The organism is Streptomyces sp. NBC_01363 (assembly GCF_026340595.1).
In the GTDB taxonomy this organism is placed as follows: Bacteria; Actinomycetota; Actinomycetes; order Streptomycetales; family Streptomycetaceae; genus Streptomyces.
In genome coordinates this window covers 2,308,712-2,325,872 of record NZ_JAPEPF010000002.1, presented here as the reverse complement: position 1 = coordinate 2,325,872, position 17,161 = coordinate 2,308,712, and the positions used below count along the sequence as shown (strand labels likewise).

Below are 17,161 nucleotides of genomic sequence, written 5' to 3'. Positions count from 1 at the left end.
CGGCGGCGAACGGACAGGGAGGTGTCGCGGATGGCGCGTCTGACCCGGGCTCAGCAGCAGGAGCGCACGCGCGCGGCCGTACTCGCCGCGGCGAAGGCGGAGTTCACCGAGCGCGGCTACGCGGCGGCAAAGGTGGACGAGATCGCCGAGCGGGCCGAGCTGACGCGTGGCGCGGTGTACTCGAACTTCCCGAGCAAACGCGCTCTCTATCTGGCGGTGCTGGTCGACATGGTCGAGCGTGCCGCCACGGCTGAGCACAGCGGCACCGCGGAGCGGAGCGGCACGACGGAGCAGAACGCCATCGCGGAGTCTGACACCGCCAGCGCGGTCCCGCAGCCTCCGACACCGTCTGCGGGATCCATCGCCGACGCGTTGGGCGCATTCGCCCGGACCTGGCTCGAACGAATGCCCCTGGCCGACGGCACCCCCTCCTTCGGCCGGGTGCATCTCAGCTCGCCGGCCGGGGTTCTCGACGACGGACCGATCCGCGACGCGTTCGGACAGGTGACCCACCTCGAGGCTCTGCTGCTGGCACTCGCGCTCGAGTCGCACGCGCCCGCCGATGCCCCGTCCGTGCGTCAAGTCCGGCGGGCCCAACTGGTCCTGAGGCTGCTGGAGGGCCCGGGTGCCTCGGCGGATCCGGCGCTCGGCTTCGGCGACCCCTTCGACATCGTTCAGGCCTGCGCGCATCTGGGCGGGCTCACCCTCGCCGACACCTGGAACCCTCCGCACCTGCCCTACGTCCCGTCGGCCCGAGCCTGCCGGGACCGCTGGTCTCCGCCGCAGGAGCTGCAGGATCTCATCACGCACCGCCCTGTCGGCTTCGCCGAGGACGGGGTGATCACGCTCCTCGGCACCAACCGGCTGAAAGCCGCCGAGGAGGCTGTCCGCGCCGCACGGACCGGCGACCGGATCACCGTGGTCGTCACGACGGCGGACCCGGCCGAGACCGGCCGCCTCGTACAGCTGAGGGCCGGCGACTTCGCCCGGTGCCTGCGGCGCGTGTTCGAACCCGGCGCCTGGCCACGCCTCCGCCTCGTCCTGGACGAGCGCGGTCTGCTGGCGTCGGCCGTCGGCGTACCGGATGCCGACGACGCCACCGAGTACGCGGTACGCGTGCAGCACGGCACGATCGTCACCCGAGCCCAAGGACCTGGTGCCGCCCATGGAGCGGCCACCTTCGATCTCATGACCGCAGATGTCTCCCACACCACACCCGATGGGGCCGCGCCATGACCCAGCCTGTTTCGTCCCACGCGACCAGCACCGACCTCCTGGTGCTTCACACCCTCCGCTGCATCGGCTTCTCCGGCCTCTCCGGGGTGGCCAGGACCTCGGGACTCCTCGAGTCCGACGTCGAATCGGAACTGATCGACCTCGCCGTGGCCGGACTCGTCACCCATGCCGCGGGCGACTTCGGCGGATGGGGCCTTACGGAGGAGGGCCGAGCCGCGGACGCCGGGCGGATCGCCGACGAGTTGGAGGAAGCCGGAGCCCGGGCCCGACTGACCGCGGCGTTCGACCGGTTCCTGGTGCTCAACCCCGAGCTGCTAGATCTCTGCACGGCGTGGCAGACCCGCACCGTAGACGGCTCCATGACGATGAACGACCACAGCGACCCCTCCTACGACGCCCGGGTGCTCGACCGGTTCACGGAGTTCCACCAGCGTGCCGAGCCCCTCTGCGCAGAGCTGTCCGCGGCGCTGCTCCGCTTCCAGCGCTACCCCGTCCGGCTCGCCGACGCGCTCGCCCGGGCAAGGGCCGGCGCTCTGGAGTACGTGACGGACAGCACGTCCTCGTATCACACCGTGTGGTTCCAGCTGCACGAGGACCTGCTGGCCACCCTCGGTATCCCGCGCCATTGAATCCGCCGCCCGCCACCCCGCGCACGGCGCAGGACCCGCGGCCGAATCAGCAAAGGCGACGCAGAGATGACCACGCGATGACCTGGATTCACCCTATTTCGGCTGAGGTCGAGGAGACGGCGGAAGTCCTCGGCGGCAAGGCACTCGGTCTCGTCGTGCTCCGCCGTCTGGGACTGCCCGTGCCGCCGGGCTTCGTCATCAGCACGGAGGCGTGCCGCGCCTTCCTCCGTACCGGACGGCTGCCGAGCGGCCTTGACACCGAACTGACAGCCGCCGTCGCCGGCCTCGAAGCCGCCACGCACCGCAGGCTCGGCGGTCCACGGCGGCCGCTTGCGGTGTCCGTTCGCTCCGGCGGCAGCGTGTCGATGCCCGGAATGATGAGCACCGTCCTCAACCTCGGGCTCACCACCGGGGCGACCACCACCCTGGCCGACGAGACGGGCGACCTGCGGTTCGCACTCGACTCGCGGCTGAGGTTTCTGACCAGCTTCGCCTCCCAGGTCGTCGGCGTGGGCCCGGAGAGCCTGGCGGGCATCGACCGTGCGCTCGCCGGACAGAACACCGACACGAGCCGCCTCGCCGAGGCGATCCAGGGCGTCGAGCAGCTCATCGCAGAACGCAGCGGCGACAGCGTGCCCGAGAACGCCACCCGCCAGTTGGAGCTCGCCGTCGAAGCCGTGTTCTCGTCGTGGAACACACCACGCGCGAAGACCTACCGCGAACTGCACGGCATCCCGCACGACCTCGGCACCGCCGTGACCGTACAGGCGATGGTGTTCGGCAATCGTGACCAACGCAGCGGGACGGGCGTCGCGTTCAGCCGTGATCCCAACACCGGCGAGCATGTCCCCTTCGGTGAGGCCCTGTTCGGCCGCCAAGGCGAAGACGTCGTCTCGGGCTCGTCACTGACCGAGCCCCTGAGCGAACTGGCCGACCGGGAACCCGAGGTGTGGACCCGCCTGCTGTCCGCCCTGACCCGGCTCGAGGAGAACTACCGCGACGCGTGCTACGTCGAGTTCACCTTCGAGGCGGGTGAACTGTGGATCCTGCAGGTGCGCCGCGGTCGGTTCGTCGGGCGCGCCGCAGTCCGGGTCGCGGTCGACCTGGCCGACGCGGGAACGATCGGGCGCGACGAGGCGCTGCTCCGCGTTTCACCGCAGCACCTCACCCACGTACGTACGCCTCGGATCGCGGCGATCGACCCCCGCGACCTGTTCACCCGAGGGCTGGGCGCCTCCCCGGGAGTCGCTGTCGGCCAAGTGGCGACCACCGCCGACAGCGCGGCCCGGCTCGCCGCGGGAGGGCCGGTCGTCCTGCTGCGCCCCGAAACCTCCCCGCTCGACATGCACGGCCTGGCCGCCGCCGCCGGGGTGGTCACCGCTCGCGGCGGCCCGACGAGTCATGCGGCCGTGGTGGCGCGGTCTATGGGGAAACCCGCCGTCGTGGGGGCCGCGAACCTCACCGTCGACGCCGCCGACGGCTGCGTCCGGGCAAGCGGACGCACCCTGTCCGAAGGCACCCTCATCGCCGTTGACGGAACGGGCGGAGAGGTCGTCGTCGGCGAGCCCCGCATCGTCGCGTCCTCGACCGACCCACAGCTGCACCGGCTGCTGGGCTGGGCCGACGACGTCGCGGGCGACAGGACCACGGGCCGCAACGAATCCGAACGCCTCACCTCGGCACAGGCCGCCCTCCGGCGGACCGGCGACAAACCGGAGAGCTGACGGCGTTCATGCGGGGCGCGCGAGACTCGGTCGGCGTGAACCCTTGAACGGGCGGGCCAGCGCGAGCGCCTTCTCAAGTTCGGGCCGTACCTTGATCCGGGTACTGGTCTGCTCGGAGAAAACCGGATCGTCCGGTCGCAGGCAAGCGTGTACGACTGGAACTACGGGCCCGCCGGCTCGTGTGCGGGAACGATCAATGCGACCGGCGGACGTTCGTCGAGCAGATACCGAACCTGACCCGGCGCCACGCACGCCGCACGGACGCTCTCACTGCCCAGCTCACCGCAAACAGTTCTCTTTCACGTTCAGGACACCAACACCCAGGCCCTCCTCCACCTCGCCCGCCACCGCGTCAGCGTCCTGTTCACCATGCCCCGCAACGGCAGCTTCTACGAATCACGCCTGCCCGAGGCAGCCGCCGCGTGATCACCTCGGACTTGACGAAGGGCATGGACACCCCCGCGCGAAGGTCCTGACATGCCATTGGCTGGAGCAATGGTCGGCCCGAAGCGTTGCGGGGCAGCAGGATGGACGTCTTGCCCACATCATGTGCCAGGAGTCCCGCGTGTACAGGCTGTTTGAGTGGAGCCGCCAGGAGCAACGTCCGCATGCAGGCCCACACGGCGGATTCATCCTCCGACCGGGCAGCGTCCGCGCTTGCGCCGCACGCTCTGCGACGGAGTGAGCAGTGAGGTGGCCGGGCCGCCCCGGGGCGGCGAGTGGCTGGGCAGCGCCGCCCGGCGGTGGGGGCCCGCAGGTGCCGCCCGCGCCCGCGTGGATGCGGTGGCTGCCCGCCTTCTATGTCGCGGGCATCCTGGTGCTCGAACCCCTGACACCGGTGCAGTGGCCGGTGAGCTTCCTGCTCATCGCCCTCCCCGTCATCGCAGCCTTCGCCCACGGCCCCGCTGTCGTCGCCGGCGTCACCGTGTTCGCGATCGCCTTCGAAGGAGTCCTGGCCGGCACCCCGTGCTGCGCGGGCCGCCCGGTGAGCTACGTGTGGGAGCGCCACTACGTGGCCACCTACCTGAGCACCGCTGTGGTCGGCGTCCTCGGAACATTCCTGGCTGCCCACCGCGTGCGCCGGGAACGCACCCTCGCCAACGTGCGCTTCGTGGCCGAGATCGCGCAGCATGTCCTGCTGAGCCCGGTCCCGCACCGCATCGGCCCACTTCTGGTTGAAGCCCTTTACCTGTCCGCCGCTGCGGAAGCACGCATCGGCGGTGACCTGTATGAGGCCGTCCCCACCACGTACGGACTCCGCATTGTCATCGGCGACGTCCGCGGCAAGGGACTCCCCGCCGTCGAGACGGCCGCCACCCTCCTCGGCGCCTTCCGCGAGGCTGCCCACGACGAACCCGACCTGGCCGCCGTTGCCCGCCGGGCGGAGACGAGCATGAATCGCAGAGCTGCCCGCCTGGCCGGAAACGACGTGGGCGAGCGCTTCGTCACCGCTGTTTTCGCGGAGATCACCCGCCGTCGCGTGGTCCGCATCGTCAACTGCGGCCACCCCCCACCCCTCCTCATCCGCTCCGACGGGGTCACTGAGCTGGAGACGGCCGACCCCGCACCGCCCCTCAACCTGGGCATGCACCTCACAGAGGACTACCGGGTCGATGAGTACCCCTTCGGCCCCGGCGACCAGTTGCTGCTCTACACCGACGGCGTCACCGAAGCACGCGACCGCACCGGGGCCTTCTACCCCCTCCGCCGGCGTGTCCTCTCCTGGGGCCCTCTCCAGCCCCGGGAACTCCTCGACCGCCTCCACCACGATCTCCTCATCTACAGCAGCAACCACCTCCACGACGACACCGCGGCCCTCGCCATCTACCACCTGCCCGAATAGAAGTGCTCTGAGGATCTTGAAATCACGCCCGCCCTGCATCGGTTCATACCGGTTGGTTTTCCGGTGATCTGGCGCGAACCTGACAGCGAGAGCAAGATCTTCAGCGGCCCCCGCGGCCTCTCGATCCCGCAGAACGAGAACCCGGCGGTACGACCACCCCTGACGGGAGCATGTGAATCTCCCCGGAGTTGCTCAGCTGGATCCCCAGGCAGACGCGCGCTGACCTGCGGTCGGACGCCACAACGAGGTCCGGACGGCAACAGCCATGAATGGGTGACGAGCGTGGATGAGCGAATTGGTCGGTACGTCGTGGGGACTCGGATCCGCCGCGTGGGCTCACGTTCCACAGGCCCGGCACGCGCATCAGGCACTCAGCCGCCCGAGCCGGTTCTGTGGGCCGTCGGTGGCACAGCGGGCCGCACCCGCTTGCGCCTGTCGTCGTGCTCCCACACAACGCTGAACAATCGCCCTGGTCGAGATGCCCATCTCAGCGGACTGAAAGGAACAGCGCCGATGGACGGATCAGAACATCCGGATCGCAGAACGCTGCTCGCCGGCGGACTCGTGGTCGCCTCGGTCGCGCTCACGGGGTGCTCATCGACGAGCGCCACACCGCTGGCGGCCAGCACTTCGCCAAACGCGCGGCCGAGCACGCCCACCGAAGCATTCGCGAGACTGATGGACGGCAATGAACGCTGGGTGAACGGAGATCTTCGGCATCCCGACCGGGATCCGAACCGGCGCGAGTTCGTGGCCCAGAAGCAGGACCCTTTCGGGGCGATCCTCTCGTGCATCGACTCCCGGGTGCCGCCGGAACTCCTCTTCGACACCGGACTGGGTGACCTCTACGTAATGCGCACGGGAGGGGAGGCGGTCGGCCCGGTGGTCACGGGGTCGGTGGAGTACGGGCCCATGACGAGCGGCACTCCGCTCATCGTGGTCCTCGGGCATCAGCGTTGCGGCGCCGTCGCGGCAGCCTACAAATCCATCCGTGACGGCAAGCCACTCCCCGGCAACCTGGATGCGATCGCCAGGGCTCTGCGGCCGGCCTACGAGCAGGCAGTCCGGGAGGGCGGCTCCGACCCGGTCGAGACCATGGCCCGCGCGCAGGTCGAGTTGACCGCGGCCGACCTGCGCTCCAACCAGGACCTGGCCCCGCTCGTGGCGAAGGGCACCCTTGCCGTGGCCGGCGCCTACTACTCGCTCGACACAGGCAAGGTGGAAGTCCTGGCCGGCGCGCCTACCAGGCCGTAGACCCCGCGGACGGACCGGATCGATGCGCCTGCGCCACGGACTCATGCCGTACGACGCCGCCTGGCGGCTGACCAGGGTCATCCGGCACCCCGACAAGTTGGTGTACCGCACCCACCTTCCCGAGGATCCCGAAGACACGGCTTCCTGAGCAGGAGACCGGCAGCACGACGGACAGCCGGCCATGAAGGCCTCGCTCCCGGACACCCTGCCCTTCGTCCGCGGGCTGTTCTCACCCGGCGCTCCCTCGGACCGCAGCGACGGCGGATCCATGCCTCCGGCGACGTAACCGCTGCCGCTGCCGCTCACCAGCATCATGGGCAACCTGGGCGAAGGGATTCGGGTGCCACCTCGGTCGACCGCTCCGCCGGCGGTCGACCGAGGTCGATCACCTGGTGAACGCCGGAGCGCGAACTCGGTCGTCTCGGACCGGGAGGCCGTGCCGATCGCGGTGAGACCGGCCCGGCCCGCGGGACCACGGCGGCAGCGCGCGCCGCGATCAGCGATGGCGGAGCCAGACTGATCTCCGCCAGGATTCCGCAAAGACGGGCCCCAGGGAACTGCGCCATCCGCCCCACATGACTTGCAGGATCAGCCGAGTGGCGCCCCGTCAGGAGGTGCGTCACGTGCGTCGCCCATGCGTCGAGATATCGCCCGCAACGCCCACGGTGCGCATATCGCACGCCACCCGAACCCACAGGCCAGGCGCCCTTTGTCGCCGGTTCAAGGATCGCGACACACTCAACGTGGTGCGTCGCGCGCAACACGTGCAGCCAAAGCTCGCCGCCAACCTGCTGGAGTTCCTGCTCGCATTCGTGCGGGAAGACCTGCGCCCCAAGCTGGTAGATCCGTTCGGCCGCCGCCATATCGACGAAGAGATCGCGAAGGTAGGCGCCGGTCTCAGCACGACTACAGCGAGCTGAATACGACGCTCGGACTCGACCACTTCGAGGGCCGCTCATTCACCGGATGGCACCGCCACGTCACCCTCGTCACCGCCGCCCACCTCTTTCTGACCGAACAGCGGACCTGCCCAAAAGTCCCTGCCAGGGCCTGACCGTCTACCAGGCCCTGGACCTCCCCCAACACCTGACACCAACCTCGACCGGCACCTGCCCCACATGCCGACAACCCACCCCATGGCAGCCCTACGACACCACCCGACAAAGCCGCTACCAGCCTCCGAGTGCGTGACCCGCTCGATCGCGTCGTGCGGCCGATCAGCTTTCCCGTGCCCCGGTCGGACGAAGGGATCAGCGCAGTCCGGCGAAGAGATCGTTCTCGGGTACGGCCGCGCCTGTGGCGTCCTTGACACGTACGAAGGTCTCCATGCCCATCAACTCGCCGAACCTCTCCTTGCCCATCTTGAGGAAGAAGATGTTCTCGCCCTGACTGGCGTGCGCAGCCAGCGCATCGAACTTCTGACCGCTGAATGCGGTGGTGTCCACCCACGTGGTGATCTCATCGTCGGGGAGGCCGATCTCGGCCATCGCGGTGGCCTCGGCAGGATCCGGCTCCGGCATGTCCTCATGAAACTCGCGCATGGTCTCCCCGAACCGCTGCATCATCGAGCGGGGCATCGTGGTCCAGTACACCTTCGGTGTCAGCGCGGTCATCTCCAGCGCGGCCATCGTGATGCGGTTGGCCTGGATGTGGTCGGGGTGGCCGTAGAAGCCGTTCTCGTCATAAGTGACGACCACATCGGGTCGGTAGTGCCGCATGAGTTCCGCAAGTCGGACAGCGCCTTCCTCCACGGGGGTCTGCCAGAAGGATCCGGGGGCGTCGTTGCTCGGCCAGCCCGTCATCCCGGAGTCGGCATAGTCCAGCATCTCCAGATCGCTGATCTTCAGGACGTCACAGCTCGCCTTGAGTTCTTGGCGGCGTATCGAGGCGACGACCGCCGGATCGTGCCCGGGATCGCCCGGCTTGACGCCCCCCGTTCCGTCACCGCAACCGCCGTCGGTACATGTCACGAGAACGGTGCGGATGCCTTCCGCCGCGTACCGCGCGAGGACCCCTCCGGTTCCGGTGGCCTCGTCGTCGGGGTGGGCGTGCACTGCCATGAGCGTCAACGGCCGGTCAGTCATGAAACAGTCCTCCTGCAGAAATACGTCTTGGTCCGAGTGCTCGGCGGGCGCGCCGCGATCTTGGAGCCCGGACCCTGGTGGGGCGGCCGGCCCTGTGGTCTCCGTGTTCTCCGCCCGTGCGGCGCCGGTTCCTCGGTCGATGCAACCGTACCGGCCCGACCGGCTGTTCCCGGCGCAGCCCATTGGTCTTCCAGGCATCGGAGTTTCAACGCGAACGAGGTACAGGCGCGATCTGCACGCCTCAGCGCAACGTCGGCCTCTGCGGACCGACATCCTGCGCTGCGAGGTCGGCGACGACTCCCCGGCAGCTGTCTCCGCGGGCAGCGACTAGCTCGGCCCTGATGCGGAGCCGTCCAGCACTGATCGGCACCCCCGCCCATCCACCGCACAAGAGACTGCGCGACCAACGTTTGAAAGCACCGGCATGGTAAAGACGGTCCTTGACACCGTTTTTTTACCACCAGGTAGGAGAGGCGCTATGGGCATCATTGCTTGGATCATCATCGGGTTGCTCGCGGGCCTCATCGCCAAGGCGCTCATGCCGGGCAAGGACCCGGGCGGCATCGTCATCACGATGCTCATCGGTATCGCGGGCGGTCTGCTCGGCGGCTGGCTCGGCAAGGTCATCTTGGGCGTCGACTCCATCGACGGCTTCTTCGACCTCTCCACCTGGGTCGCCGCCATCGTCGGCTCGCTCATTCTCCTCGTGCTGTACCGCGTCATCACGGGCAACCGCCGCCACGCCTGACCCGTACGCCCACCACCGCGAGACGGCTCCGCCCTACCTGGGCGGAGCCGTCTCGCGCACCACAAGCATTTTGTCATCGCGGTGGACTGCGGAGAGTGCCGTCGACACCGGACAAGGACCGTAGACACTTCAGCGCAGTACTCATCCTGTTCCTCGCCTTCGTCGTCCTGTCACCCCCATCACCGACGTCGAGATCCTCGTCACGGCACTCGCGTTCGGTTGATCGCTCTGTGATCAAGGCGCGACACGTCGCCGAACGCACAACCGCCGCCGGCACCGGCCAACGGGGGCCGCAGGGGAGGCTGGACCGTTATTGGGCGGGTTCTCAGGCGGTGGTGACCATGGCGGTGCGGAGGCGGGGTGCCTGCATCTGCGAGATACCCAGTGCCTGACCGTTCTGGGCCTGACTGCGTATTGGCCGAAGCGCATCGATAGACGAATCGAACCGCCTCGTGTCACCGCAGGCGTGATCGCCGCGGCCCGCACCGCACAGAAACGCAACAGACGCGGCCGTTCCTTCACACCGAAGCCGCGACGCAGACCAGCCCCGCCTCGCTCGCCCGGTCCGCGTGGATCAGCCGGTTCACGACGACCAGGGCCGGCAATTCGCGTTCGTGCGTGCAATAGGACTGCATTCGCTGTATCTTCCGGCACCAGTTCCAGTACGGCCAGAGCCTCCTCCGTACGGCCCGACACATCCAGCGTCCACGCCCAGGCGGCTCGGGCCTCAGCCAGGCCTGACGCGACGGCTTCTCGGAAGAATGCGTCGGCGTCCGACCAGTCCTCATCCGGCACGGCAGCGTAGGACTCGAAGAGGTGGTTGGTACGGCCGGTGGTGACGGCAGGCTTCAACCACACCTCGGCCTCGCGCGAGCGGCGGGAGTGGACAGCGTTGACGCAGGCCGATCGGTAGGCATCGAGGTTCCCGTCCTGGACGGCCCTCTCGAAGTAGCGCAGAGCCTCGTCCCACAGGTCCACATCGGCCAGTCGCCAGGCGGATTCCAGGGCGGCTCGGCCGTCCGGGAACCGGTCGACAATCAAGTCACACCACGCCTGCGCCCGCTCCATGTCTCCGCACTCGTAGAGGTGGACGGCGGCATCGACGAGCGGCTGTGCGTCCGCCGCGGCGTCCACTGCCTTGGCGAACCACGGGTCGCCCGCGGCATCTGTCTCCCACCACCGGGAAGCGATCCATCCCAGCGCAGCCGCGTCCCCGGCCTGGGCGGCAGCCTCGGTCCAGGCATCGGCCTCGGGGATACGTTCCTGATACCGCAGGAACTCGGCCGTCTGCCACAACGTAAGTACGGCGACGGGCGCTGTGGTCGAGAGGCGGGCATTGGCCGGTTGCTCGGCCCGTGCCAGGCGTCGCCATGCAAGCCACCGGTCGACCGAGAGATACGGACCAGGGCGATGACGACGCGCTCGTTGGGCACGTTCTTGCCTGAACACCAGTCACTCAAGCGCTGCTCCGAGAAACTCGGAGCGTTCCTCGGAGGCTCCGCGAGTCTCCGCTCGACCAGGGCCGCCTGGCGCGCGAACTCGGCTCGTGTCAGCCCCACAGCGTTGATCAACTCGACCATACGCGCGGCGAACTGCCGACGACCCGACGGCGGTGCGTTGTCCGTCAATCCCACCTCCGGATCTCTCCGGTCCGGATCCGCTCAGGACAAGCCGACCATAGCGGCTACCGGCTGCGGTTCTGGTTCTCGTCGTCACCAATCTGGATGCCCCCACATCCGATCCGGTGATCGACGAGCAGCACACGACAGGATCGTGTACCGGCGCCGGGGTGCTTCCTCAGGCACGCCGGGAAAGACCCCGTCGCTCGGCTGTGGCCGATCAGGTCAGTTCAGCAGTGATCTGCCAGAACGGCAGCAGAACTCTGCCGTGTTGATCGATGGCCATGGCGTCGTCTCGCTCCGAGGCGCCCGATACGGCGGGCGCCAAGTTCTGCCATGCCTGCAGGGTCAAACCGGTGCTGTAGTGGCGGGGCTCCATGCGCCGGATCGTCCAGTCGTCACGGAAAGCCTCGCGCAGGCTGCGTTCGTCCATGTTGGCCGGCATCTTCAGGCGAGCGGCCAACTCGTCGCGGAAGCACAGGGCATGAAGCCTCGCACCGGACGCGCACACCCGACGCAGCCCAGCGAGGTACGCCCGCCGCTGATCGGCGTCCAGGCAGTGCAGCATGGCACTGTCGACGACGGTGCGGAAGCCACCGGGGACACCGATGCCGTGCAGTTCCGTCGCGTCGGCGACCGTGAACGTCACCGGGCTGCCGGCGGCGGTGGCCTTGGCCCGGCTGCGCTCGATCGCAGATGGCGAGGCGTCGAAGGCGGTCACCTCGTAGCCGCGGCCGGCCAGGAACAAGGCGTTGTCCCCGAGCCCACAGCCGCATTCCAGAACCGGGCCGGCGATCTCGCCCGCCGCTTCCAGCTCGACGACCAGCGGCTGGGGAGCGTCCAGTTCCCACGGAATCAGGTCCGACCGGCGGTCGTCCGCTCCGTAGGAGATCTCGCGCCCCTGGTACACCGCCTCGAAATCCAGCGCCGGCTCCCGGCTGCCTTGGTGGTCACGTGCAGGATTCAGATCGGCCATCCAACCCTCACCTCTTCTAGTAGACGGGGTTGTTCACTAAAGTCAGCATAGGCAGGAAGGAACGCCAGCGTCTACTATTGGGTCCATGACAGAGAGCACAACGCCCGGCCGTCGCCGAGGTGCGGAACTGGAGCAGGCGATCTATGTCGCGACGCTCGACGAGCTTGCCGCTAACGGTTATGGCCGACTCACCATGGAGGGCATCGCCGCCCGTGCCGGCACGGGCAAGGCCGCGCTCTACCGTCGTTGGCCCGGCAAGCAACCCCTGGTTCTGGACGCCCTGCGCTACGCCCTGCCCCCGTTGCCCGAGCCGGACCCGGAGCGCTCGACCCGGGAGAACCTCGCCGACGCCCTCGCCGCCTTCAGTGGTGTGCTGGCCGGCAGAACTCTCGTACCAGGCATCGAGTTCATCGTCGACCTGCTGCGCGAGCCGGACCTGCGTGCCATGTTCGCCGACAGGGTCATCGCGCCACGTCTTGAGCGCATCGAAGCCATCCTGCATGAGGGCATGCGCAGCGGCGAGTTGGGCCCTGAGATCGAGCACCCGCTGGCCGCTCGCACTGGTCCCGCTCTGATACTGCAGACCTTTCTGCTCACCGGCGAGCCACCGAGTCCGCGGGAGATCGACCTCATCGTCGACACCGTGCTCTATCGGACAGCCACGTCACGAGAAGGAAGTGTGAAGAGAACGGTGTGACTCCGATCATGGAGGACTGCATCCGTGACCGGCGAGGACACAGCCAAGGAGGCGTCCGCGACCGTGGTCGTGGAGACGGGTCCGCCAGCTGCTGTGGACGAGAAGTTCCTCAAGGAACTCGTCGCCCGGCCCCAGACCGACGGGCTGCAGTTGACCGGTGAGGGCGGGCTGCTCCGGCAGCGCACCGCGCGGCTGCCGACGTCCGCGCTTGACGGTGAGATGACCGATCACCTCGGCTGTGACAGGCCCGGCCCCGCGGGCAAGAACGGCGGCAACTCCCGCAACGTCACGCGGTCCGAGACCGCGCTGACCGACGTCGTCCCGGTCGAGATCACCGTGCCCCGCGACCGCGAGGGCGGCATTGAGCCGCAGATCGTCAAGAAGCGGCAGCGCCGGCTGACCGGCGTCGACGAGAGGGTCCTGTTGCTGTCCGCGAAGGGCCTCACGCACAGTGACATCTCGACTCACCTCGCCGAGGTCCATGGGGCGGAGGTGTCCGAGACGACCCTCTCCACGATCATCGACGCGGTGATGGATGGCATGTCCGAGTGGCAGATCCGGCCCCTCGGCCTGTGGGTCGGCGAGGGTGGGGAAGGCGCCAAGCACTGGCTCCGGGGGCTGACCTGGCTGAAGAACCGCGGCGGGCGTCGTTCCGTTATGCCGCCCGCCAGGACTGGGACGAGATCGCCAAGGCCCTCACGCCTGTCCGCACCGCCCCGACCGAGGACGCGGCCACCACCCGGTTTCCTCGAATTCGCCGAGACCTGGGGCGAGAAGTACCCGGCGATCGTGCGGCTCCGGGAGAATGCCTGGGCCGAGGTCGTGCCGCTCCGGCAGTTCGACGCCGGGATCCGCCGCTTCGTCTGCACCACGAACGCCATCGAGTGCGTGAACGCACGCATCCGCCGGGCCGTCCGGGCCCGCGGCCACTTCCCGTCGGAGGCTGCCGCGCTGAAGTGCGGGCACCTCGCGATCACGAGCCTCGACCGAACCGGGAAGGGCCGCAAACGATGGACCAGCCGCTGGAAGCGAGCCCTCCAGGCGTTCGACCTCGCCTTCGACGGGCGCCTCTCAGCAGCCCTCAGCGGACTCACCCACCACATCAGCTACACCGTTGAGAAGTCCTCTCGATTGGCGGACTCGGTGCGTTGTCGGTCGTGGTGGGGATCCGAGCGGCTGGCGCCGGACGAGTTGCAGGAGTTGTTCCAGCGGGTGGTGCCGGAGGCACCGTCGCGGCCTCAGGGCGGTGGCCGGAGTCGGCATGGTGACGGGGAGGTACTGGCTGCGATCGTGTTCGTGGTCACCTCGGGCTGCTCGATGCAGCAGTTGCCGTCAGCGTCGTTCGGGCCGTCCGGACCGACAGCTCACCGGCGTTTCGCTGAGCGGCATGGCCGCACCGGCGGAGGCGGAGAGCAGCTTGCCGACGTGCCAACGCCGTCGAGGGGCGCGCGACGGGCGGGGCCGGCCGGGCCGGGACTTCACATTTCCCGTCCAGTTGTCCAAACGAGGGTTGGGACACGGGTGGTTACCGGCCAGCCGCCCCGACGACGGCGCGTGGCGCGGCTGGCCGGAATATCCTCGGCGACGGGCCGGCCGACGGTACAGCCCGCACAGCCGGGACGTGGATTCCCGGTGAAAGTTGGGGGGCGTTCGCGAGGGGAGGGCATCCTCCAATGGTCAGCCCGCCCTTCAAACGGTCCGGACGTGCAGGGATAATCACCTCAGCACTCCGGTGAGGGGTGTACAGCCGACCCTCGACCACCGCCATTGATGATGACCTTTGGCCACCTGGTGATTGTCCAAATCGTGGAGCGCGTCCAGAAGGTTGGGCGCTCTAGGATACGAAAGCCCTATCCGGGTGGCGGAACGAAACTCTCGACCGGGTCGACTGCCGGGTTCGGCTCCCGTGGCACTTCTGTTATGCCGTCACGGAGAGATGGGACCCACCCCGGATTCGCGCACCCTCGCGAATACCACGTTCCTCCCGAAGCGTCACCATGACTATTCACAGGCCGCGGCCAATCCGACTGCGGCAACGCCCTGTTCGTCATCCAGATGCACACAGAGCCGGACACCGACGGGGAACGCTCCCGAGAGCTTGACGTTCCGAAGATCGCAGGAGCACCACCGTTCGCCCTGGCAAGGATGGCCGACCCTTGCCGGCAAAGAGACCACCTGCTCACCGCTGAACACGAAATCAGAATGGTCAGAATCCAGGAAAAGATCTCCGGATGTGAACTGTGACCGATCACTTGGGCTTCAGTCTTACGCAGTTGCGATATTTTGTGGTGTCCGCCGAACTGGGCAACATTTCAGAGGCGGCAGAGAAGCTGTGCGCCTCGCAGTCAACAGTTTCGGCGGCCGTTATACGGCTGGAGCGCCATCTTGGCGTGCAGTTGCTTCTCCGTCATCATGCACGTGGCGTCTCCCTCACACCCAGCGGCCGGCACTTGCTCCGAGAGGCTCGTGCATTGCTGGGGCACGCCAGGGGATTCAAGGCACGGGGCGACGCCCTGGCGGGCGAAACCGTCGGACAGCTCGACGTCGGATTCTTCTTTACGATCGCCCCGTTTCTCCTGCCTTTAACCTACCGGATGGCCAGAGAACGACATCCGGCGCTACAACTGAACGTCCACGAGGAATCTGCTGATCACCTTTTGGGCCTACTGCAGGACGGCCGCTGCGAATTAGCCGTGACATACGATTTCCTGTCGGGCGATTCCAGGTTTCACCCGCTGGTCGACTTGCCCGTCTACGCCCTCCTGGCAGACGATGACCCGCTGAGCAGGGCCAACTCGGTAGGTCTGGACGAACTGGCCGCTCGACCGCTCATCGCCTTGAACACCCCGGCCACTCTCCGCCATTTCGACAAATTGCTCGCCAACGCCGGCGTCCGCATGCCGCAGGTGATCACGACGACGAGCCTGGAGACCATGCGCGGCCTCGTGGCTGCTGGTTCCGGGTTCGCGTTGATGTACCAACGCGCTGCCAGCGGGGCAACTTTCGACGGAGGGAGCGTTCGAGCAGTCGAGATCGCCGACGTCCTGCCCCCTTCGTCCCTCGGCGTCGCCATGATGCCCGATCTGGTCATGAGCAGCCGCGGTAGAGCCTTCTTTGACATGCTTCGATCGGCGATCTCGATAAGGCATGCCGTGCACTCGACCGCCTGACCAGTACCGGCATTTTGCACGTTTCCACCCATGATTTTCCCGGCACAAGTTATCGCAGTTTGAAGGAGTGTCGTGCTAGCGGTCATGTTCACGGGGCAGGGAAGTCAGAAGAAAGGAATGGGGGTCGAGGTCTTCGGGCATTATCCGGGGCTTGTGCAGTTCACTTCGGATGCGCTGGGATACGACATCGTTTCTCTGTGCACGGAAGCCCCGGATTCCTTGCTGGCCCGCACGGAGTACACGCAGCCGGCCCTGTACGTCGTCAACGCGCTGCACATGTTCGAGCGGGTACACCAGGAGGACCGGCCGGCGGATTTCTATCTGGGGCACAGTCTGGGCGAGTACAACGCCCTGCTCGCGGCCGGTGTCTTCGACTTCGAAACGGGACTGCGACTGGTCGCCAGGCGCGGGAAACTGATGGCGGCGGCTTCCGACGGCGGCATGACCGCGGTGATGGATACGTCGGCGGAACAGTTGCGGAAAATCTTCTCCGAGGACGGCGTCGACGGCGTCGACATCGCCGGCTTCAACACCGGATCGCAGTTGACCATCGCGGCCACTGCGCCCGTACTGACCGCGGCGCACGCCTCCTTGCAGCAACGGGGCATCCGCTTCGTGCCGCTCAGGGTGAGCGCGCCCTTCCACTCCCGGTACATGGAGCCGGCCCGCGTGCAATTCGCCGCATTCCTCGAACAGTTCAGATTTGACGAACCCACCACACCGGTCATCTCCAATGTCACGGCCCGGCCCTACGAGCCGGGACAGGTGGCACACATGCTCACCGAGCAGTTGGTGGCCCCGGTGCGCTGGACCGACAGTGTCCGCGCGCTCCTCGACGGCGATGAGGGGCTCGAATTCACCGAAATCGGGGGCTTCACCCTTACGCAGATGGTGCACAAAATCAAGGCTGGAGTATGAGACATGCCGACGACGGAAAAGATCCGGCAGTACCTAGAGGAACGCTTCCTCTTCGAGTTCGACGACGTGATCACACCGGACACCGACCTGTTCAAGGCAGGTGTCATCGATTCGTTCGGATACGTCAGGATGATGAGTTTTCTGGAATCCGAGTTCTCGGTCAAGATCAGCGCGGAGGACATACTCGAAAACGTCTTCGTAACGCTCACCACGATCGACGCATTCATACAGAAGAAGATCTCCTCGAAGTAGAAGGACGGGAA

14 protein-coding genes and 3 pseudogenes are annotated in these 17,161 nt (G+C 67.5%); 15 read left to right on the top strand and 2 right to left on the bottom strand.

Translation table 11 applies throughout. The annotated features are described in order from the left end of the window. Positions 1 to 30: 30 nt before the first annotated feature. The 8 genes and pseudogenes from OG611_RS38090 to OG611_RS38055 form a co-directional block, all read left to right on the top strand. Positions 31 to 1,236, top strand: a complete 1,206-nt coding sequence (locus tag OG611_RS38090; RefSeq protein ID WP_266430914.1) for a helix-turn-helix domain-containing protein — start codon at positions 31 to 33, stop codon at positions 1,234 to 1,236. Continuing rightward, entirely contained in the window at positions 1,233 to 1,865 is a 633-nt protein-coding gene (locus OG611_RS38085) for a transcriptional regulator (RefSeq protein WP_266430912.1), read from the top strand. Before OG611_RS38090 ends, OG611_RS38085 begins: the two co-directional genes overlap by 4 nt. A 77-nt stretch (positions 1,866 to 1,942) precedes the next feature. After that, positions 1,943 to 3,589: a pyruvate, phosphate dikinase gene (locus tag OG611_RS38080; protein ID WP_266430910.1), complete on the top strand. Its 1,647-nt coding sequence runs from the start codon at positions 1,943 to 1,945 to the stop codon at positions 3,587 to 3,589. A gap of 688 nt (positions 3,590 to 4,277) precedes the next feature. After that, on the top strand, positions 4,278 to 5,432 hold the full coding sequence (locus tag OG611_RS38075; RefSeq protein WP_266430909.1) for a PP2C family protein-serine/threonine phosphatase: 1,155 nt from the start codon (positions 4,278 to 4,280) through the stop codon (positions 5,430 to 5,432). Between the two features lie 699 nt (positions 5,433 to 6,131). Then, positions 6,132 to 6,686 (top strand): carbonic anhydrase, encoded by a 555-nt coding sequence (locus tag OG611_RS38070; protein ID WP_266430908.1) that lies wholly within the window; start codon positions 6,132 to 6,134, stop codon positions 6,684 to 6,686. A gap of 22 nt (positions 6,687 to 6,708) precedes the next feature. Continuing rightward, entirely contained in the window at positions 6,709 to 6,834 is a 126-nt protein-coding gene (locus OG611_RS38065) for a hypothetical protein (protein WP_266430906.1), read from the top strand. Between the two features lie 595 nt (positions 6,835 to 7,429). Then, the gene (locus OG611_RS38060) at positions 7,430 to 7,606 is read left to right on the top strand and encodes a hypothetical protein (protein WP_266431480.1); all 177 of its coding nucleotides are present in this window, start codon (positions 7,430 to 7,432) and stop codon (positions 7,604 to 7,606) included. After that, positions 7,567 to 7,740: pseudogene (locus OG611_RS38055) on the top strand (IS701 family transposase); the annotation flags it as partial. The gene OG611_RS38060 and the pseudogene OG611_RS38055, both read left to right, overlap by 40 nt. A 196-nt stretch (positions 7,741 to 7,936) precedes the next feature. Here the strand turns inward: OG611_RS38055 and OG611_RS38050 are convergent. Next, on the bottom strand, positions 7,937 to 8,770 hold the full coding sequence (locus OG611_RS38050) for a PIG-L family deacetylase (RefSeq protein WP_266430904.1): 834 nt from the start codon (positions 8,768 to 8,770) through the stop codon (positions 7,937 to 7,939). Between the two features lie 478 nt (positions 8,771 to 9,248). Here OG611_RS38050 and OG611_RS38045 point away from each other — a divergent pair, with 478 nt between their 5' ends. Beyond that, on the top strand, positions 9,249 to 9,518 hold the full coding sequence (locus OG611_RS38045) for a GlsB/YeaQ/YmgE family stress response membrane protein (protein WP_266430902.1): 270 nt from the start codon (positions 9,249 to 9,251) through the stop codon (positions 9,516 to 9,518). 1,839 nt (positions 9,519 to 11,357) lie between these two features. Here OG611_RS38045 and OG611_RS38040 read toward each other — a convergent pair. Beyond that, positions 11,358 to 12,113, bottom strand: coding sequence for a class I SAM-dependent methyltransferase (locus OG611_RS38040; protein WP_266430900.1), 756 nt, complete (start codon positions 12,111 to 12,113; stop codon positions 11,358 to 11,360). Positions 12,114 to 12,198: 85 nt separating this feature from the next. Between OG611_RS38040 and OG611_RS38035 the strand changes: the two genes are divergently transcribed. The 6 genes and pseudogenes from OG611_RS38035 to OG611_RS38010 all read left to right on the top strand — a co-directional run bounded on the left by OG611_RS38035 (position 12,199) and on the right by OG611_RS38010 (position 17,150). Beyond that, entirely contained in the window at positions 12,199 to 12,810 is a 612-nt protein-coding gene (locus OG611_RS38035; RefSeq protein WP_266430898.1) for a TetR/AcrR family transcriptional regulator, read from the top strand. A 63-nt stretch (positions 12,811 to 12,873) separates the two neighbouring features. Next, positions 12,874 to 13,887, top strand: a pseudogene (locus OG611_RS38030) (transposase); the annotation flags it as partial. A 66-nt stretch (positions 13,888 to 13,953) separates the two neighbouring features. Then, positions 13,954 to 14,187: pseudogene (locus OG611_RS38025) on the top strand (transposase); the annotation flags it as partial. Between the two features lie 863 nt (positions 14,188 to 15,050). Next, the gene (locus OG611_RS38020; RefSeq protein ID WP_266430896.1) at positions 15,051 to 15,980 is read left to right on the top strand and encodes a LysR family transcriptional regulator; all 930 of its coding nucleotides are present in this window, start codon (positions 15,051 to 15,053) and stop codon (positions 15,978 to 15,980) included. A gap of 84 nt (positions 15,981 to 16,064) precedes the next feature. Beyond that, positions 16,065 to 16,898, top strand: coding sequence for an ACP S-malonyltransferase (gene fabD, locus OG611_RS38015; protein ID WP_266430895.1), 834 nt, complete (start codon positions 16,065 to 16,067; stop codon positions 16,896 to 16,898). 3 nt (positions 16,899 to 16,901) lie between these two features. Further along, positions 16,902 to 17,150: an acyl carrier protein gene (locus tag OG611_RS38010; protein WP_266430893.1), complete on the top strand. Its 249-nt coding sequence runs from the start codon at positions 16,902 to 16,904 to the stop codon at positions 17,148 to 17,150. Positions 17,151 to 17,161 lie beyond the last annotated feature (11 nt).

Coding starts and splice junctions, on each gene's coding strand:
- OG611_RS38050 (WP_266430904.1), bottom strand. CDS start 8,770: ATGACTGACCGGCCGTTGACGCTCATGGCAGTGCACGCCCACCCCGAC.
- OG611_RS38090 (WP_266430914.1), top strand. CDS start 31: ATGGCGCGTCTGACCCGGGCTCAGCAGCAGGAGCGCACGCGCGCGGCC.
- OG611_RS38085 (WP_266430912.1), top strand. CDS start 1,233: ATGACCCAGCCTGTTTCGTCCCACGCGACCAGCACCGACCTCCTGGTG.
- fabD (WP_266430895.1), top strand. CDS start 16,065: ATGTTCACGGGGCAGGGAAGTCAGAAGAAAGGAATGGGGGTCGAGGTC.
- OG611_RS38035 (WP_266430898.1), top strand. CDS start 12,199: ATGACAGAGAGCACAACGCCCGGCCGTCGCCGAGGTGCGGAACTGGAG.
- OG611_RS38065 (WP_266430906.1), top strand. CDS start 6,709: ATGCGCCTGCGCCACGGACTCATGCCGTACGACGCCGCCTGGCGGCTG.
- OG611_RS38010 (WP_266430893.1), top strand. CDS start 16,902: ATGCCGACGACGGAAAAGATCCGGCAGTACCTAGAGGAACGCTTCCTC.
- OG611_RS38045 (WP_266430902.1), top strand. CDS start 9,249: ATGGGCATCATTGCTTGGATCATCATCGGGTTGCTCGCGGGCCTCATC.
- OG611_RS38080 (WP_266430910.1), top strand. CDS start 1,943: ATGACCTGGATTCACCCTATTTCGGCTGAGGTCGAGGAGACGGCGGAA.
- OG611_RS38040 (WP_266430900.1), bottom strand. CDS start 12,113: ATGGCCGATCTGAATCCTGCACGTGACCACCAAGGCAGCCGGGAGCCG.